The 18,032-nt window shown below is 44.1% G+C and carries 13 protein-coding genes and 2 tRNA genes; 8 read left to right on the top strand and 7 right to left on the bottom strand.

The window, feature by feature from the left end; all coding sequences use genetic code 11:
* Nucleotides 1–52: 52 nt before the first annotated feature.
* The gene (hisH, locus tag ACX17N_RS06795) at nucleotides 53–670 is read right to left on the bottom strand and encodes an imidazole glycerol phosphate synthase subunit HisH (RefSeq protein ID WP_458891784.1); all 618 of its coding nucleotides are present in this window, start codon (nucleotides 668–670) and stop codon (nucleotides 53–55) included.
* On the bottom strand, nucleotides 670–1,263 hold the full coding sequence (gene hisB, locus ACX17N_RS06790) for an imidazoleglycerol-phosphate dehydratase HisB (protein WP_458891783.1): 594 nt from the start codon (nucleotides 1,261–1,263) through the stop codon (nucleotides 670–672). Before hisB ends, hisH begins: the two co-directional genes overlap by 1 nt.
* A 96-nt stretch (nucleotides 1,264–1,359) precedes the next feature.
* Between hisB and ACX17N_RS06785 the strand changes: the two genes are divergently transcribed.
* The 5 genes from ACX17N_RS06785 (at nucleotide 1,360) to ACX17N_RS06765 (ending at nucleotide 3,763) form a co-directional block, all read left to right on the top strand.
* Nucleotides 1,360–1,743, top strand: coding sequence for a GNAT family N-acetyltransferase (locus ACX17N_RS06785; RefSeq protein WP_458891782.1), 384 nt, complete (start codon nucleotides 1,360–1,362; stop codon nucleotides 1,741–1,743).
* Between the two features lie 222 nt (nucleotides 1,744–1,965).
* Nucleotides 1,966–2,041 (top strand) — tRNA-Phe (locus tag ACX17N_RS06780).
* A 139-nt stretch (nucleotides 2,042–2,180) separates the two neighbouring features.
* Nucleotides 2,181–2,256 (top strand) — tRNA-Phe (locus ACX17N_RS06775).
* A 110-nt stretch (nucleotides 2,257–2,366) separates the two neighbouring features.
* Nucleotides 2,367–3,107 carry a class I SAM-dependent methyltransferase gene (locus ACX17N_RS06770; RefSeq protein WP_458891781.1) on the top strand — a complete coding sequence of 247 codons (741 nt, stop codon included), beginning with the start codon at nucleotides 2,367–2,369 and terminating at the stop codon, nucleotides 3,105–3,107.
* A gap of 143 nt (nucleotides 3,108–3,250) precedes the next feature.
* On the top strand, nucleotides 3,251–3,763 hold the full coding sequence (locus ACX17N_RS06765) for a hypothetical protein (RefSeq protein ID WP_458891780.1): 513 nt from the start codon (nucleotides 3,251–3,253) through the stop codon (nucleotides 3,761–3,763).
* Between the two features lie 48 nt (nucleotides 3,764–3,811).
* Here ACX17N_RS06765 and ACX17N_RS06760 read toward each other — a convergent pair whose 3' ends face one another.
* The 3 genes from ACX17N_RS06760 to ompR all read right to left on the bottom strand — a co-directional run bounded on the left by ACX17N_RS06760 (nucleotide 3,812) and on the right by ompR (nucleotide 8,324).
* The gene (locus tag ACX17N_RS06760; protein WP_458891779.1) at nucleotides 3,812–5,329 is read right to left on the bottom strand and encodes an acetyl-CoA hydrolase/transferase family protein; all 1,518 of its coding nucleotides are present in this window, start codon (nucleotides 5,327–5,329) and stop codon (nucleotides 3,812–3,814) included.
* Between the two features lie 499 nt (nucleotides 5,330–5,828).
* The gene (locus ACX17N_RS06755; RefSeq protein ID WP_458891778.1) at nucleotides 5,829–7,289 is read right to left on the bottom strand and encodes an ATP-binding protein; all 1,461 of its coding nucleotides are present in this window, start codon (nucleotides 7,287–7,289) and stop codon (nucleotides 5,829–5,831) included.
* 270 nt (nucleotides 7,290–7,559) lie between these two features.
* Nucleotides 7,560–8,324 carry an osmolarity response regulator transcription factor OmpR gene (ompR, locus tag ACX17N_RS06750; protein ID WP_458891777.1) on the bottom strand — a complete coding sequence of 255 codons (765 nt, stop codon included), beginning with the start codon at nucleotides 8,322–8,324 and terminating at the stop codon, nucleotides 7,560–7,562.
* A 335-nt stretch (nucleotides 8,325–8,659) separates the two neighbouring features.
* Here ompR and ACX17N_RS06745 point away from each other — a divergent pair, with 335 nt between their 5' ends.
* Entirely contained in the window at nucleotides 8,660–11,023 is a 2,364-nt protein-coding gene (locus tag ACX17N_RS06745; RefSeq protein ID WP_458891776.1) for a Tex family protein, read from the top strand.
* Nucleotides 11,024–11,282: 259 nt separating this feature from the next.
* Nucleotides 11,283–13,472 carry a SulP family inorganic anion transporter gene (locus ACX17N_RS06740; RefSeq protein WP_458891775.1) on the top strand — a complete coding sequence of 730 codons (2,190 nt, stop codon included), beginning with the start codon at nucleotides 11,283–11,285 and terminating at the stop codon, nucleotides 13,470–13,472.
* A gap of 123 nt (nucleotides 13,473–13,595) precedes the next feature.
* On the opposite strand, the gene ACX17N_RS06735 is transcribed toward ACX17N_RS06740, so the two are convergent.
* Both ACX17N_RS06735 and ACX17N_RS06730 read right to left on the bottom strand, forming a co-directional pair.
* Nucleotides 13,596–14,483 carry an SDR family NAD(P)-dependent oxidoreductase gene (locus ACX17N_RS06735; protein ID WP_458891774.1) on the bottom strand — a complete coding sequence of 296 codons (888 nt, stop codon included), beginning with the start codon at nucleotides 14,481–14,483 and terminating at the stop codon, nucleotides 13,596–13,598.
* A gap of 284 nt (nucleotides 14,484–14,767) precedes the next feature.
* On the bottom strand, nucleotides 14,768–16,045 hold the full coding sequence (locus ACX17N_RS06730) for an O-acetylhomoserine aminocarboxypropyltransferase/cysteine synthase family protein (protein WP_458891773.1): 1,278 nt from the start codon (nucleotides 16,043–16,045) through the stop codon (nucleotides 14,768–14,770).
* Between the two features lie 294 nt (nucleotides 16,046–16,339).
* Here ACX17N_RS06730 and ettA point away from each other — a divergent pair, with 294 nt between their 5' ends.
* Nucleotides 16,340–18,001 carry an energy-dependent translational throttle protein EttA gene (ettA, locus tag ACX17N_RS06725; protein ID WP_458891772.1) on the top strand — a complete coding sequence of 554 codons (1,662 nt, stop codon included), beginning with the start codon at nucleotides 16,340–16,342 and terminating at the stop codon, nucleotides 17,999–18,001.
* Nucleotides 18,002–18,032 lie beyond the last annotated feature (31 nt).

The following is an 18,032-nucleotide window of genomic DNA, read 5'->3' as shown; positions in this document are numbered from 1 at the left end:
AAATAAAGCCTAGGTCAACTAGGCTTTAAGTGTATGGCTGAATGGCTTGGGTTTAGATATCCCATTCCACAAAGTTTTTCAGCAATTGTAACCCAGCGGTATGGCTCTTTTCTGGGTGGAATTGCGTCGCAAACAAGTTCTCTTGGTGTAAGGCGGTACAGAACTGGATGCCATAATCACAGGTGGCTGCCACAATGCTGCTGTCCTTCGGCTCCACATAGAAACTATGTACAAAGTAGAAACGCGCATCTTGTTCAATGTTGTTCCACATCGGATGGCTTGGGTCGGCTTGATGCACCTGATTCCAGCCCATGTGTGGCACTTTTAAGCCATCCATCTGAGGGAAGTGTTTCACTTCACCTTCAAAAATACCCAGTGCATCGGCACCGCCATTTTCTTCAGAATGTTGCATGAGGGCTTGCATCCCGACGCAGATCGCCAAAACCGGCTTGTTAAATACTGCTTGGCGCACCACGGCATCAATGCCAGCTTCATGCATGCCTTGCATACAGTCACGCATCGCCCCAACACCAGGGAAGACAATTTTATCCGCTTGGGCAATGAGCTTAGGATCATTGGTGACATCGACAGTGGCACCGACATGCTCCAATGCTTTTGCAGCCGAGTGCAAATTGCCCATACCATAGTCAAGAAGTGCAATACGTGTCATTACAAGCTTCCTTTGGTAGAGGCAATGGTGTTGGCCGCACGAGGATCAACTTCACAAGCCATACGCAGTGCACGAGCAAAAGCTTTAAAGACACTTTCAATTTGGTGATGGCTATTTTTACCTTTTAGGTTGTCAATGTGCACCGTCACTAGCGCATGATTGACGAAACCTTGGAAGAATTCAGAAAATAAATCCACATCAAAACGACCAATCATGGCACGCGTGAACGGAATATCCATAAACAAACCTGGACGGCCTGAGAGATCGACTACAGCACGGCTTAAAGATTCATCTAGCGGGGCATAAAAATGTCCGTAACGACGCAAGCCTTTTTTGTCGCCCAAAGCCTTAGCAAATGCCTGACCTAAGGTAATCCCGCAGTCTTCAACGGTATGGTGATCATCGATTTCCAAGTCGCCATCACAATGAATATCGATATTAAATAGTCCATGGCGCTTGATTTGATCAATCATATGGTCTAAAAAAGGAACTCCAGTGTTTAAAGTGCCTTGACCTGTACCATCGAGATTTAAACGAACTCGAATTTTGGTTTCGTTGGTATTTCTTACCACTTCACTGATACGTTCTGTCATAGACACGTTCCTCAAAAACGTCAAAAATGATTGATGTAAACTATTTTTCGCCGTGACGAAATCACCGCATATTAGATTGCTCAGGAGGGTTAATCAATGCCTATCACCGTACATGCTTATACTTCACTAGAAAATGAAGAAATTCGCAGCCAGCTTGAGCGATTGTATGACACCAGCCCAGAATTTGGTGACGGGCAAGATGCCATTGAACAACTTGAACAAAACTTGGCTCAGTATACCCTAGTTTACACTGCAGAATTTAATACTAAAGTGATCGGTGCAATTTGGTGTACCGGGCAGGGCGAAAGTAAGACCTTAGAATATATTGTGGTGCATCCTGCCAATCGTGGTCGTGGCGTGGCTGAACGCTTGGTTGCTGAAGTGTGTCGTATAGAAGAAGCCAAAGGGGTGAAGGTGTTTGAACCGGGCTGTGGTGCGATTCACCGTTGTCTGGCGCATTTAAATAAATTGCCTGGCTAGTCCACGTCTATGGATGCGCTTATGCCTTTTACTGGGTTAAAGTGAAATAGGAAAAAGCAGCTGAAAGGCTGCTTTTTTTATAGGTTCAGCAATTGATGAGACAAGATTCACAGGCAACTGTTTGTTGTTGCTAGAAATTTGATGAAAAAGCCATCATTTGATACAAAAAAGATAAAAAGTCGCTTGACGCCTGTATCTTAAAACGCTTTAATACGCCCCATCGGCGTGATAGCTCAGTAGGTAGAGCAACGGATTGAAAATCCGTGTGTCCCCAGTTCGATCCTGGGTCTCGCCACCATATATTTTAAAACCGAATTTGTGTTTTCAATCCCTGATCCCATCAGGGATTTTTTTTGGGTAAAAAATATTCGAACGATTAAAATTAATCAGATTTAGGATTGACTAATCCACTCAGATACGGCTTAATACACGGCATCGGCGTGATAGCTCAGTAGGTAGAGCAACGGATTGAAAATCCGTGTGTCCCCAGTTCGATCCTGGGTCTCGCCACCATATTCAAAAAACCCCAAACATTGTTTGGGGTTTTTTTATGTCTGAAGAAAAGTCATGCTATAGATGATGAATTGCCGAACGCTAAAATAAAAATACAACAGGATAACATCATGCGCAAAGACTTATTTTCTGAAAACAGTCAACGCTATCAACAGGCACGGCCGCAATATTCGAACGAAATTTTAGCCGCAATTTTGGCTCATGTTCCAGCGCGTCGACTGGCGTGGGACTGCGGGGCAGGTTCAGGGCAATTTACCCAGTTACTTGCGCCACATTTTGCGCAGGTGCTTGCGACGGACTTGAGCGCACAGCAACTGCAGTATGCCCCCGCAATTGCGAATGTCCGTTATGTGCAAGCCGCTGCCGAGCATAGCTCCTGTGATTCTAGTAGCGTAGATTTGGTCAGTGCGGCGCAGGCGATTCACTGGTTCGACTTTGAAGCGTTTTATGCTGAAGTGAAGCGCGTGCTTAAGCCTGATGGCGTGATGGCGGTGATTGGTTACGGCTTAATTCAATTGCAGGACGCGGAGTTGCAGCAAGCACTACAGCAGCTTTATTTCAAAACCTTACATGGCTATTGGGACCCTGAGCGGCATTATATCGATGAACAGTATCAAACCATTCCCTTTCCGTTTCAGGAATTGGCTGTGCCAGCTTTAGCATTGAACTATACCTGGAGTAGTGCGCAATTCTTGCAGTATTTAGCCACTTGGTCGGGGTTGCAGCATTATCAGCGCGCTCAGCCGCATCGTGACCCATTACAAGGGCTACGGCAGCTTTTACTGAGCCAAGGGAATCCGATGCTGGAATTAAGCTTTCCGGTCTTGCTGCGCGTCGGGCGGAAAGACTAGCATCCGGTTTGAAAATGAAGTAAAGAATGCGTTCTGGACTGTACCGTCCATCTGCCAATGTAGCACTTTACGCGGAAGCAACTGTTAAATCGATGCCTGAGTTTTAAAATAAAAAGGGTAGAAATTTTAATGGACATTTTGCCATGCATTTCTCTCCCCAAGTCTTCAGTGCACTGGCTTTGGGTGCATTGTTAATCGGTCATAGCTATGCCAATGACGCTGTTAATCTCTCGGTATTATCTGAACAGGATTTACGCACGCAAACGGGCGATATCCAATCCCAGCCTGATCACAGCAGGCAGCAAATTTTTGAACATTATTTGATGAGACTTGAACTCGCTCCGCAGCAAGCTGGATGGATGGATACGGCACGTGCTTCGCAGGAGATTTTACCGCCACAACAGATTCCAAATTTTGATTTGCCGCTCCCCATGCTGTTACAGGTCTATTCCATTGCTGAGGGTTTACGGTCGGATGATCCTCGACTGGGCTTATATCGCTTGATTGATCCTGTGGTGAACCGCAACAGCCCGTTGCAGCACATGCAGTCGCCAGCTCAAATTCAGTTGAATCTGGGCGTGGTTTCAATCGGGACTGTGGAACAGCAAATGAATGTTGAGGGATTGATGAAGCTGTTTTTATTGAACCCACATTAACTAAGAATAAAAAAACGCCCCATGTGGGGCGTTTTTTAATGGATCAGATTAAGCAGATTTTGCTTCCGCTTGAGTTGCCAGCATGTGACCAGTTTCTTCGAAGTTAGAGTGCCAAGAAAGCGCTTCACGCAATAAGTGAGGAGTATGGCCCCCTTTAGCGCATGAACGATCAAAGTAATCGTTTAACGCATCACGGTACATTGGGTGTGCACAGTTGTCGATGATGGCACGAGCACGTTCACGAGGTGCTAAACCACGAAGATCGGCAAGACCTTGTTCAGTTACAAGAATGTCGACATCGTGTTCTGCATGGTCAACGTGTGATGCAAATGGAACAACAGAAGAAATGTCGCCACCTTTCGCAATTGATTTGGTCACGAAGATTGCCAAGTGAGCATTACGGGCGAAGTCACCTGAACCACCGATACCGTTCATCATTTTGGTACCGCATACGTGAGTTGAGTTCACGTTACCGTAAATGTCAAACTCAAGCGCCGTGTTGATACCGATAATACCTAAACGACGTACAAGCTCTGGATGGTTCGAAATTTCTTGTGGACGAAGTACCAATTTGTCTTTGTAGGCTTCAAGGTTGTTAAACACTTTCTCGCCGTATTTTGCCGAAAGGGTAATTGAAGAACCTGAAGCAAATTTCATTTTTCCGGCATCAATCAATTCAAAGGTACAGTCTTGTAGTACTTCTGAGTACATGATGAGGTCTTCAAAGTTAGAATCTTTCAAGCCTGTCAATACTGCGTTTGCAATTGAACCGATACCTGCTTGAAGCGGACCTAAGTTTTTCGGCAAACGCTCTTCAGCCACTTCTTTTTCGAAGAATGCGATTAAGTGGTTGGCAATCGATTGAGTCTCATCATCTGGAGCAGTCACAGTTGATGGAGAGTCGTGTAAATCACTGTTAAATACGATACCCACGATTTTAGAAGGATCGATGTTAATCGCAGTGGTACCAATACGCTCATCCACTTGAGTTAATGGAATTGGTTGGCGTGTTGGACGATACGTTGGAATATAGATGTCATGTAAGCCTTCAAATGCTGGGCTTAAGTTGGTGTTGATTTCAACAATCACTTTCTCAGCAAAAATTGCAAAGCTGGCAGAGTTACCCACCGATGTTGTTGGAACAATACCGCCATCTTCAGTGATTGCAACCGCTTCAATGACTGCAACATCTGGCTTTTTCAACTGAAGGTTACGCATTTGCTCAACAGTTTCAGACAAGTGCTGATCAATGAACATTACTTCGCCATTGTTGATGGCTTTACGTAAGGTGTTGTCGACTTGGAACGGAAGACGACGCGCAAGAACGCCCGCTTCAGTCAATTGTTTGTCAAGGTCATTTCCTAGACTCGCACCCGTAATTAATGTGATTTTTAATGGGTTGGTGTGAGCACGTTTTACTAAAGCCAATGGAACAGCTTTTGCCTCGCCAGCACGGGTAAAGCCACTCATCCCAACGGTCATACCGTCTTGGATGAATTCCGCAGCTTGTTCTGCGCTGATGACTTTGTCGTGAAGTGAAGCTAAACGAATGCGATCTAATGACATGGTTGACTCTCATTGGAATTTTGAAACTGATAGGGATTGTACCGATCAGAAAAGGCATTTTGCATACCTGTTATGCTAAGGTCTAATTTTTTAGGAAAATGCAGGTATAACAAATTTTGATAATTTTTAATCAATTGATTTGATAGGGGATATTTCGGGAGAATTCGCTTATTTTTAATACTGACTGTACGGTTATTGAACAAAAAAGCTGCAAAATTTGTTACAAATATCATGTATTCAATGTAGCTCTCAGGCAGTCAAGCTTTTTTAAAAAAGAAAAGTTGAGTAAAAATGAGCGAGATGCGGCTTTTAATTTAGCTTCAGTTCTTGCGGTTTGTTGAGTCTAAATAAACAACTTAGGTACTGTAGCTTTCAATACGCCTAGAAATGCCTAGGCAATACGGCTCACTATTGCAGAGTGCACCGCAGATATTTTGATGCTTAAGACAAAAGAAAATGCTGAGCAATGCCCTTGATGCCTGCTCAGCTTTGAAACAGATTAAAAATGTTCACTGATGCTTTGTTTGAGTTTTTCAATCGGGTTACTGATTGCCTGGTCTTCAGGCTCTTCTTTGGGTAAAGGCAATAAAATAATTGCTTCTAGCCCACCTTGTTCACGATTCTGAATGATCAGTTTACCTTGATGAATATCGACAATCCGTTTCACAATCGCCAACCCTAAGCCACTACCTTGTACGGTGCGCGCGGCATTGCCACGGACAAAGGGCTGCATTAATTCTTCAATCTGGTCTTCCGGAATACCTTCGCCATGGTCAGCTACGCTAATCACAATATGTTCATCTTCAACATGGGCTGATAATTCAATCGGTTCTGCACCATAACGCTTGGAGTTATTGATTAAATTACCGATTAAGCGTTTCAGTGACAAACTGCGTGCTTGAATTAAAGGGAGCGCTTGCGGACTAAAACGAATGTCGAGCGGTTTAAACTGAATCACTAATTCTTGCAGTAAGTTGTTGATATCAGTCGCTTGCAGTACTTCATCTGAACCATCTCGCATGAAGGAAATGAATTGATTCAGAATGGCATCCATATCTTCCACGTCATAAATCAGCCCTTCTTTTAAAAAGTCATCATCGGGCATCATTTCTGCACTGAGTCGAATACGCGTCAATGGTGTGCGCAAATCGTGTGAAATACCGGCCAGCATAATGCGACGATCACGTTCAGTCTGATCCAGTGTATAAATCATGTGGTTAAAGGCCTGATTCACCTCGCGAATTTCTTGCGGTCCATGATTAGTTTCTAAATAAGGCGCAGTGCCCGTTTTACTATAACTGTTGGCCGCATTTTGTAAGCGACGTAATGGCCGGTTTAATTGGCGGACCAAGGTCAGAATAATGACCGCAGAAATCAGTGGAACACCCAAGAGCCAACCTAAAATCAGTTCAGGGCTATAGTTGGCGTAAGTTTTGAGTGGTTCACGTACCCAGTGCCCATTCATTTCAGGAGTTTGTACCCAAATTCTTGGGCTGGGTTTAAACTGGAAATACACCGTGACATCTTTCATGTTTAACTCTTTAGCCAACTGATGCTCAATGCGGTTGGTAAAGAAGTCTGCAATCAATTTGTCTTTAACGTTCGGATATTCTTTGGGATCGGTGACATATTCCACACCAACGCGCTGTTTCAGCCATTCATCAATATCCAGTTGCACATCATCATGATAAATCTTTAAGCGCGGGTTATTGATCATTTCTAACTCAACGGCTAGAAATCTCGCATGCTGTTGAATTTCAGGTAAATACAGAGTTTTCCAGAAGAACCATAACGACATAAACAAGCTAAAAAATACTATAAACAGCACCAGTACCGTGGTACGCATGGCGGCAGAGCGCGGCTTGATTTTGTCGAGAAAGCGTTCTGAAGGGGTGCGCTTCTTTTCTGAATAGGTGACAAAATCGGTAAATTCTTGCGGGTCGATGGGATCTAGTTTCACGGCTATTACCAATAATTTAAGAATATGGTGAGGCTTTTTTCAGGGGTTTATTGTGATGAATTTGAATTCCCATTTTAACCTTCGGTTGGACCTACTTTTGTTTCGGCAAAAGTAGGCAAAACCATTTCCATTCGCAAAACTCGTCGCATATAAGCATCCATCGGAGCCTTCGCAGAAACATGCTTATCGAAAATCTCCTGCCTCGAACAGTTGCGAATGGGACGTCACGAAATTCCTAAAAAGTATTTGGGCGATTTCGTTGAATCCGAATTATTCCGCGCCATCTGGAACAAAAACATAACCCACGCCCCAAACGGTTTGAATGTAGCGGGCACGTGCTGGGTTTTCTTCAATCAGGCGACGTAAGCGAGACACTTGTACGTCAATTGAGCGTTCCATCGCGCCCCATTCACGACCACGGGCTAAATTCATCAGCTTGTCACGAGTGAGTGGTTCGCGTGGATGTTGTACCAAGGCTTTAAGTACCGCGAATTCACCCGTAGTTAAAGTGACAACTTGACCTTCACGGGTCAGGGTACGGGTCGATAAATCTAGCGCCCAAGGCCCAAAGCTCACCACTTCCATTTGCTGGCTTGGTGCGCCTGGCACTTCACGGACTTGGCGACGTAAAACCGCACGAATACGTGCGAGCAATTCATTCGGGTTAAATGGTTTTGGTAAATAGTCATCTGCACCCGCTTCTAAGCCTGCAATACGGTCTGAATCGCTACCACGTGCAGTCAGCATAATAATTGGGGTATCAATATTTGAGTGGCGTAGACGACGACAAATACTTAAACCATCTTCCACAGGAAGCATAAAATCAAGCACGATCAACGAAAACAATTCACGTTGAAGTAGGCGATCCATTTGGGTGGCATCGTGTGCTGTTTTGACCACAAAGCCTTTGTCTTCTAAGAAGCGTTGTAACAGCGTACGTAAACGCACATCATCATCCACGACGAGAATGCGTTCAACGCGATCAGTTTCGGCATGTACGGCATCGCCATGTTCTGCAGGTACCACTAAACTCATGATGTGCTCCTTATTCTTTATTGTCATCGTATACGGCGTCGAGAAATCACTAGGAGTATACGATTCATTTATATCGATTTGCTATGTTCTAAAGCAACAAATATTGCAGATAAAATCAAGACATAGATACCAAATATATACATCTAAAATAGCGGATTAACGCTTGATTTACTGTAGTTCTTTGCCAGAATATGTGAAAAAAATGTTCGAATGATGAAAAAATACCAAATTGGCAAATTCAATCAGAATGAAATTTAATAAAACAATTGTGGATTTTATGGTCTTGGTCTTTATAATCATGGCTTTTAGAACTTATCCTTGTGGGATCAAACACGATGACTGACTTAGTTCAGCAGTTGGCAACAGAGCTTGCCGTACGTTCAAATCAAGTCGAAGCTGCGATTAAACTAATCGATGAAGGCGCAAGCGTTCCATTTATCGCACGTTACCGTAAAGAAGTAACCCAAGGCTTAGACGATACTCAGTTACGTCAGCTCGATACACGTTTGGCTTATTTACGTGACCTCTACGAGCGTCGCGAGAAAGTCATTGAATCATTGAAAGAACAAAATAAATTGTCAGATGATTTATTGGCACGTGTAAATGCTGCTGAAACCAAAAATGCTTTAGAAGAGATTTACGCACCGTATCGTCCAAAACGAACCAGTAAATCGTTCAAGGCAAAAGAAGCAGGCTTAGGTCCAATTGCAGAAAAAATCTTTCAAGATGCAGTGGAGCCAAGTGCAGCTTTGGCTGGTTTTAGTCATGAAGAATATCCAGATGTGGAAAGCCAATTGGATGCGATCCAGCACATTCTGATTGATGACTGGGCGCAAAATATTGCATTAACGACAGAATTAAAAGCGACATTTGCGAAAACAGCTATCCTTAAAAGCCTAGTGGCAAGTGAAGAGAAAAAAGAAGTCGGCAAAAAATTCCGTGATTACTTCGATTTCTCTGAAAACTTGAACAAAGTGCCTTCACATCGTTTATTGGCGATGTTGCGTGGCCGTCAAGAAAACGTATTGGGCTTAAAAGTAGATGGTGAAGATACTGCAGCATTGGCGCGTATTGAAACGGAATACAATTTAGACCAAGTTCAGCCACAAGCGCGTCAGGACTTTTTAAAGCAAACAGCGAAACTGTTCTGGTTAGGTAAGGTTCGTCCAAGCATTGAACATTCGTTACTGACTGAAAAGCGCCTCAATGCCGAAGCGGAAGCAATGCAAGTGTTTGCAGAAAACCTGCGCCACCTGTTGCTTTCAGCGCCTGCAGGCAGCCGTTGTACGCTCGGCGTGGATCCTGGTATCCGTACCGGGGTGAAATTGGCCGTTGTGAATGAATCGGGCGATGTGGTAGCACACAGCACCATTTACCCATTTGCGCCAAAAGAAGACAAAGCGGGTTCAATTGTTGAATTGGAACGTCTATGCCGTGAATTCAATGTCGATTTAATCGCGATTGGTAACGGTACAGCAAGCCGTGAAACCGAAGCTGTAGTGGCCGAAATGATGGCACAACATCCAGAGCTGAAAGTGACGCGTGTGACAGTCAGTGAGGCGGGTGCATCGGTTTATTCAGCATCTGAGTTGGCTGCAGCTGAATTGCCAGAATTGGATGTATCGATTCGTGGTGCGGTGTCGATTGCACGTCGTTTACAAGATCCACTGGCAGAATTGGTTAAAATTGATCCGAAATCGATTGGTGTGGGTCAATATCAACACGATGTCAACCAAACTGGTCTGGCTAAAACTTTGGATGCAGTGGTCGAAGACTGTGTGAACGCGGTGGGTGTGGATGTGAACACCGCTTCTGCGGCAATTTTGGGTTATATCGCAGGCTTAAATAAAGCGATTGCTCAACAGATCGTTGAATACCGTAAGGACAATGGTCGTTTTGATAGCCGTCAAGCTTTGAAAAATGTACCACGTTTAGGTGAGCGTACTTTTGAACAAGCGGCAGGCTTCTTACGCATTCAAAACGGTAGCGAACCATTGGATGCTTCTGCGGTGCATCCTGAGAGTTATGGCCTTGTTGAAAAAATGGTGGCAGCTAAAGCGACCACAGTCAAAGATATTATCGGTAACAGCGAAATTATCCGTCAGATTAAAGCTGAAGATTTTGCCGATGAGCAGTTCGGTTTGCCAACCATTCAAGACGTATTAAGCGAATTGGAAAAACCAGGTCGTGACCCACGTCCAGAATTCCGTACCGCTAAATTCCGTGAAGACATTACCGAAGTGGCACAACTCACTGAAGGCATGCAATTGGAAGGTGTCGTTACCAACGTGACCAACTTCGGTGCTTTCGTGGATGTGGGTGTACATCAGGATGGCTTGGTACATATTTCTGAATTAGCGAATGAATTCGTTTCTGATCCGCATAAAGTGGTGAAACCAGGTCAAATTGTTCAGGTGCGTGTTTTACAAGTGGATGCAGAGCGTAACCGCGTGAACTTGTCGATGCGTCCAGAAGGGGCAGAAGCGCCAAAAGCACCGCGTCAGCCACGTCGTGAACATGCTCAGGAACAGCGTGGTGAGCGTAAGCCGCAAGCTAAACGCCCACAACAAGCGCGTCCACAAGGGGATCGTCCACAGCGTCAAGGCGGTCATAAACCGCAAGCCAATAAACCACAAGACAACAAAATCGGTGGTTTAGGTGCTTTGTTATTACAAGCAGGGATTAAAGGTTCGAAGTAATCTTTAGTATCGCAATAAAAAAGCCTCCCATTGGGAGGTTTTTTTTATTTCTAAAACTAAGTGTTGTCGTGTTTGCAATCTCAAGATGAGCCGAATCTGAAGATCAACAAAAAGAATATGAAAAGCTGATAAACCGTCACAACAGCACAGCAGAACTTCACTTTTAACCCAGCAGATTGTCCGACAAGATTGAGGGCGTCTGCATATTAATATACAGACGTAAATTTTTTGCTATTTAATCATTATAAACGGTTTACCTATGTTGACTTTAGAAAGAAAAAACCGATTCCATCTGCGGGATGGTCTGTCAGGTTTAGTGGTGTTTTTGGTGGCCTTGCCACTTTGCCTCGGCATTGCCCTTGCATCCGGTGCGCCCATTATTTCTGGCATTATCTCGGGAATTATTGGTGGTATTTTGGTGGGGCTATTGAGTGGCTCTCACGTGAGTGTTGCGGGTCCAGCAGCAGGGCTGACGGCAGTGATCTTGGTGCAATTGGATCAATTAGGCGGCAATTATGCCGCTTTTTTATTGTGTATTATTTTTGCAGGGCTACTGCAAATTGGCTTTGGTTTGCTCAAGCTCGGCTTCTTTGCCAACTTTATTCCCAACAATGTGATTTTAGGCTTGTTAGCAGCGATTGGGATTATTCTGATTCTTAGCCAATTACCTTACTTGTTAGGTTTTAGCAATTTCTCATGGGAACAGCTCTGGACGGGTCAAATTTATAGCGTGCTTGCCACAGCCGATACAGGGGCTGCACTGATTGGTTTATTCAGTTTATTGCTGATTTTAATGTGGGACTGCAGCCCGCTGAAAAAATATAAGATTCCCTCAGCATTGGTCGCTGTGGTTTTGGCAGCAGCTGCGAATTATTTTTTCATTGCGACTCAATCTGCTTGGGCTGTGAGTTCATCACATCTAATTCAATTGCCGAACATTTGGCAGGCTCCAGAGCAACTCCTGATGGCCCCCGACTGGCGCTATTTAACCGAACCATTAATTTATACTGGAGCACTGACCTTGGCGGTGGTCGCCTCTTTGGAAACTTTGCTGAATCTGGAAGCAGCGGATAAGTTAGATCCTTATAAACGTTCATCGCCCCCGAACCGCGAGTTGTGGGCACAAGGCATTGGGAATGTGGTTTCGGGTGCTGTAGGGGGCATGCCTTTGACCTCGGTGATTGTGCGTAGTTCTGTCAATGCCAACTCTGGGGCACGCAGTAAATATTCGAGTGTAATTCATGGATGCTTGCTGTTGCTGGCGGTCCTGTGTTTCGTGCCTTTAATGAATCTGATTCCTTTATCTGCCTTGGCTGCCATTTTATTGGTGACGGGATTTAAATTGACGCACCCGAAGTTATTTCAGCAGCTCTATCTAAAAGGCTGGAAACAGTTTGTTCCGTTTATGATTACCCTGATAGCGATTTTACTGACCGATTTGTTGATGGGGATTTTGGTCGGGCTATTTTGCAGTGCGGCTTTTATTTTATACGGTCACTTTCACAAAGGTGTCCGAATTTATAAAGAACATCATCTGCATGGTGTGGTGACGCGAATTGAATTACCTTCACAAGTCACCTTTCTGAATCGCTCTGCTTTAATTTCAGCACTGGAGCATATTCATGCGGGAGAACAGTTAATTATTGATGCCACGCAATCAGAATCGATTGATGCGGATATTTATCAGGTGATTCAGGATTATCAAGCCGAAACGGCCTTAAAGCGTCAGGTCGATGTGAAATTGATTGGCTTTAAGCAACATTATCAAGAATTGGACGATGCTGTTTTGGATATTGATATCAGCACTGCTGAATTACAACGTCAATTAAGCCCATCCGAGGTGATTGATTTGCTGAAAGCGGGCAATCAGCGTTTTGTTCAAAATGATCGTTTGCAACGAGACATCTACCGTCAGATTCGTGTTACTGCCGACCAAGGTCAACATCCGATTGCGGCAGTCTTGGGCTGTATGGATTCACGTGCCCCGACAGAAATGTTGTTTGACGTTGGGATTGGAGATTTATTTAGTTTGCGTATAGCAGGCAACATTGCTGGACAAAAGGTATTGGGTTCACTTGAATTTGCCTGTCAGGCCAAAGGTTCTAAAGTAATAGTCGTGCTTGGGCATACCGATTGTGGTGCAGTCAGCAGTGCTTGCCAATTACGCTTGCAACAGAAACCCATCGCAGAAGTCAAAGAGATGCCACATATTCAATATGTGTTGGGACCACTAATGCAATCGGTGAACAGCGTGTATAGCATTATGCAGCCGCGTGAATTAAGTAAAGCCTTTTTGGATCAAGTTACGGCACTGAATGTGCTGTATAACATTCAATATATCCAACAACACAGCGAAGTACTGGCGGATATGGTGCAGAAAGGGCAGATAGCCATTGTCGGCGCGATTTATGATGTGCAAACAGGACGAGTCAATTTTCTGGAAACCTAAAGATTTATATTCGCTTGAATATTGCTGAGATACAGGATGTGATGTAGAGCTCTCTTAAGCCTGCAATTTTAAATAACAATACAAAAAAGCCTGTCATGGGACAGGCTTTTTGAATTTCAATGCTTACCAGTGTTCACCTGGGAAAATACGCGCATATGTTTTCTGCACCCAGTTCAGTTTTTCTTGCTTACCGACAGAAGCCGAAGAGCTTGGGAACAGGTTATAACCAATTGACATAAACATGTTGTTAATGTCTGGCGCAACCGCATAAGTGAGCGATGCCAAACGCCCTAAGTTGGTGGCAATTTTCTTCGGACGTTTCACAATCGCATAGGCCACTAAATCCGCTGCTTGTTCAGGCGACAGCGTGGGTACATATTTATAAATCTTGGTTGGTGCAATCATTGGCGTGCGCACCAGCGGCATATAAATAGACGTAATCGCAATTTTATGTGAATGCGCTTCGGCTGATAGACAGCGGCTAAAAGCATCAAGTGCTGCTTTCGATGCCACATAAGCCGAGAAGCGAGTGGCATTCGCCAAGACACCAATCGAGCTAATGTTAATGATCTGACCGCCTTTGCGTTCCATCATATGTGGTAATAAATTCAGCACTAAGCGGACTGCGCCGAAATAATTCAGCTGCATGGTTCGTTCAAAATCATGGAAACGGTCAAGTGACTCGTGCACTGCGCGACGAATAGAACGACCTGCGTTATTAATCAAAATATCAATATGATCGACAGACGCCAAAATTTCTTTAGAGACTGCATCAATCGCTTCCATGTCATTTAAATCGCATGGAAAAACTGAGGCTTTACCACCTTTGGCTTCAATTTCTGCTTTGACTTCATCCAAGGTTTCTTTGGTTCTGGACACCAGCAGCACATGTGCACCTGCCTCAGCAAGACGATGCGCTGTAGTCAAACCAATGCCACTGGATGCACCAGTAATCAGTACGATTTTGCCGTGTATACGGTCCCGAAATTGTTTCTCTAATTTTGCTTTCACGCTATGTTTCCCTGATTAGAATTTAGTTCACTTAAATCCTAAATTGTCTTTATTTTATTGGAGAACTTAGTTCACATTATTCTGCAAGTTGACTAAAACTCACACGCATAATGATAGCGGATATACTGAAAAAAGCTATAAATAAGTCTTTGAATTTATAAATAAATATAGAGTATTTGCTCTATATTTTGGTTTTAATTTTCTTATTTTTAGCACGAATTTTTTGTAAATCCAAGAGAAATCTTACAAAAATCAAGACCTCCGAAGAGGTCTTGATTTTGTTGTTAAACAGCGGCTAAGGCTTGTTCTAAATCGGCAATTAAATCATCAATATGCTCAATACCTACCGAAAGACGCACCATATCCAGACTGACCCCCGCTGCTTTTAGTTCATCTTCATTGAGTTGGCGATGTGTGGTGGTTGCAGGGTGGCAGGCCAAGCTTTTGGCATCGCCAATATTGACCAAACGCGTGAAGAGTTGTAGGGCATCAATAAAGTGCGTACCGCCTTCACGCCCATCTTGTACTCCAAAAGAGAGAATCGCAGAAGGCTGACCTTTGACATATTTTTGTGCCAAAGCATGCTGAGGGTGATCTTTCAATCCCGCATAGTTGACCCATTTCACTTTAGGGTGAGCTTGCAAATATTCCGCCACTTTCTGGGCATTGTAGGTATGGCGTTCCATGCGCAGGTTCAGTGTTTCTAAACCTTGTAGGATCAGGAAAACACTCAGTGGGCTAATCGCTGCCCCAGTATTACGTAGCGGCACCACACGGGCGCGTGCGATATATGCCGCTTCACCCAAGGCTTCGACATAATTCACCCCATGATAACTTGGGTCAGGTGTATTCAGGACTTTAAAACGTTCAGGGTATTGGCCCCAAGGGAACTTACCGCTGTCCACAATCGCTCCCCCAATCGAGTTACCATGTCCACCAATATATTTGGTCAGGGAATGAATGACGATGTCGGCACCATATTCAAATGGTTTGAGCAGCGCAGGAGTCGCAACAGTGTTGTCTACCACTACCGGTACACCATATTCATGGGCAATTTTGGCAATAGCTTCTAGGTCAATAATATTGCCGAGCGGATTGCCAATCGATTCAACAAACACCAATTTGGTTTTTTCATCAATTAAACCGCGTAAAGCTTCTGGGTTTTGGTAATCGAAGAAACGAACTTCAATGCCTTGTTTGGGCAGGGTGTGCGCAAACAGGTTATACGTGCCGCCATACAAGGTCGACACCGAAGCAATATTGTCGCCGGCTTCGGTAATGGTTTGAATTGCATAAGTAATGGCTGCCATGCCTGACGCAAGCGCCAATGCGCCAATGCCACCTTCCAATGCAGCAAGTCGCTGTTCCAGCACCGCCGTGGTTGGATTCATAATGCGGGTATAGATATTGCCCTGAACTTTTAGGTCAAATAAATCGGCACCATGTTGAGTGTTATCAAAGGCATAAGAGGTGGTTTGATAAATGGGTACAGCCACAGCTTTGGTGGTGGCTTCTGGGCTATAGCCCGCGTGAATGGCTAAAGTTTCATCTTTATAGGTCATGGACTTCATCTACGTGAGTTAAATTTTGCACATTCTATCACTGTTGAATATGAGTGAAAGTGTAAATTTCAAGAATAATTATCTAAAAAATTCATAAAGATGAATGAGGCTCAGTGCGAGTTGAACAAAATTCTATACAGCATGGTATGGATAAAATCTAAGCGAAATGAAAGTTGTAACATTGCATTGAAGATCGGATTCATGCCTTATTTTTTCAGCGTATTCATCGTATAATGCCCCAAAATATTTTTTCGCTGTTTGCGATTTTTTGGTTTTTCTATTGAGGAGTCCTGCGTGGCCCAATATATTTATACGATGAACCGAGTGTCTAAGATGGTTCCGCCGAAGCGCGAAATCTTAAAAGACATCTCTTTGTCATTTTTCCCAGGTGCAAAAATTGGTGTACTTGGTTTAAACGGTGCAGGTAAATCGACCTTGCTTCGTATTATGGCTGGCGTAGACAAAGATTTCTCTGGTGAAGCTCGTGCGCAACCGGGTATCAAAATTGGCTACCTAGAGCAAGAACCACCTTTAGACCCAAATAAAGATGTTCGTGGCAACGTAGAAGATGGTTTACGTGAGCCGCTTGATGCTTTAGCACGTTTGGATGAAGTGTTTGCTGAATATGCAGCTGAAGATGCAGATTTCGATAAATTAGCCAAAGAGCAAGAAAAATTAGAAGCGATTATCCATTCATGGGATGCGCATAACCTCAGCAACCAGATGGATCAAGCCGCTGCTGCATTGAACCTTCCAGCTTGGGATGCAGACGTAACGTTGCTTTCAGGTGGTGAGCGTCGTCGTGTGGCACTGTGCCGTTTATTGTTGTCTAAACCAGACATGTTGCTTCTAGACGAACCGACGAACCATTTGGATGCAGAATCTGTGTCTTGGTTAGAGCGCTTCTTGAAAGACTTTGCTGGTACGATTGTGGCGATTACGCATGACCGTTACTTCTTGGATAACGTCGCTGAATGGATTCTTGAACTTGACCGTGGTATGGGTATTCCATATCAAGGCAACTATTCTGCTTGGTTAGAACAAAAGAATGCCCGTTTAGAGCAAGAACAGAAGCAAGAAGAATCTTTTGCGAAAGCATTGAAAAAAGAACTTGAATGGGTTCGTTCAAATGCGAAAGGTCAGCAAAAGAAAAACAAAGCACGTATGGAGCGTTTTGAAGAACTTAACTCGCGTGAGTTCCAACAGCGTAACGAAACCTCTGAAATCTACATTCCACCTGGTCCACGTTTGGGCAACAAGGTGGTTGAAGTTGAGGGCATCAGCAAATCATTTGATGGTCGCTTGTTGTATAAAGATTTAACCTTCACGGTTCCACCAGCGGCAATTGTCGGTATTGTGGGTCCAAACGGTGCAGGTAAAACCACCTTATTCCGTATGATGACGGGTGAGCAGCAGCCAGATACTGGTACTGTGACTTTAGGTGAATCGGTTAAAGTGGCGTATGTTGGTCAGATTCGCGATACTTTGGATAACAACAAAACCGTATGGGAAGAAGTTTCTGGCGGTTTAGATATCTTAAAAATCGGCGATTATGAAATTGCATCACGTGCCTATATCGGTCGCTTTAACTTCAAAGGTCAAGACCAGCAGAAGCGCGTTGGTGAATTGTCAGGTGGTGAGCGTAACCGTTTACAATTGGCGAAAATCTTGCAAATGGGCGCTAACGTCATCTTGCTGGATGAACCATCGAACGACTTGGATATTGAAACTTTACGTGCGCTTGAAGATGCTATTTTGGTCTTCCCAGGCACAGTGATGGTGGTATCGCATGACCGTTGGTTCCTAGACCGTATTGCAACGCATATCTTGTCATTTGAAAACGAGCAACCTGAGTTCTACGAAGGTAACTATGCGGAATATGAAGCATATCGCTTGGCGCGTTTAGGTGAAGATGCAGTACAAAAACGGACTAAATACAAAAAGATTGGTGGTTAATTTCACCCAATAAAAAAAACCAGCCTACGGG

It is taken from the genome of Acinetobacter sp. GXMZU3951 (genome assembly GCF_054457875.1).
Note: the sequence above shows the minus strand (reverse complement) of the source record. Positions and strands in the feature narration are given on the sequence as shown.

Coding starts and splice junctions, on each gene's coding strand:
- ACX17N_RS06760 (WP_458891779.1), bottom strand. CDS start 5,329: ATGTCATTAGATCGCATTCGTTTAGCTTCACTTCACGACAAAGTCATC.
- ACX17N_RS06740 (WP_458891775.1), top strand. CDS start 11,283: ATGTTGACTTTAGAAAGAAAAAACCGATTCCATCTGCGGGATGGTCTG.
- hisH (WP_458891784.1), bottom strand. CDS start 670: ATGACACGTATTGCACTTCTTGACTATGGTATGGGCAATTTGCACTCG.
- ompR (WP_458891777.1), bottom strand. CDS start 8,324: ATGAGTTTAGTGGTACCTGCAGAACATGGCGATGCCGTACATGCCGAA.
- ACX17N_RS06745 (WP_458891776.1), top strand. CDS start 8,660: ATGACTGACTTAGTTCAGCAGTTGGCAACAGAGCTTGCCGTACGTTCA.
- ACX17N_RS06785 (WP_458891782.1), top strand. CDS start 1,360: ATGCCTATCACCGTACATGCTTATACTTCACTAGAAAATGAAGAAATT.
- ACX17N_RS06770 (WP_458891781.1), top strand. CDS start 2,367: ATGCGCAAAGACTTATTTTCTGAAAACAGTCAACGCTATCAACAGGCA.
- ACX17N_RS06730 (WP_458891773.1), bottom strand. CDS start 16,045: ATGACCTATAAAGATGAAACTTTAGCCATTCACGCGGGCTATAGCCCA.
- hisB (WP_458891783.1), bottom strand. CDS start 1,263: ATGACAGAACGTATCAGTGAAGTGGTAAGAAATACCAACGAAACCAAA.
- ACX17N_RS06765 (WP_458891780.1), top strand. CDS start 3,251: ATGCATTTCTCTCCCCAAGTCTTCAGTGCACTGGCTTTGGGTGCATTG.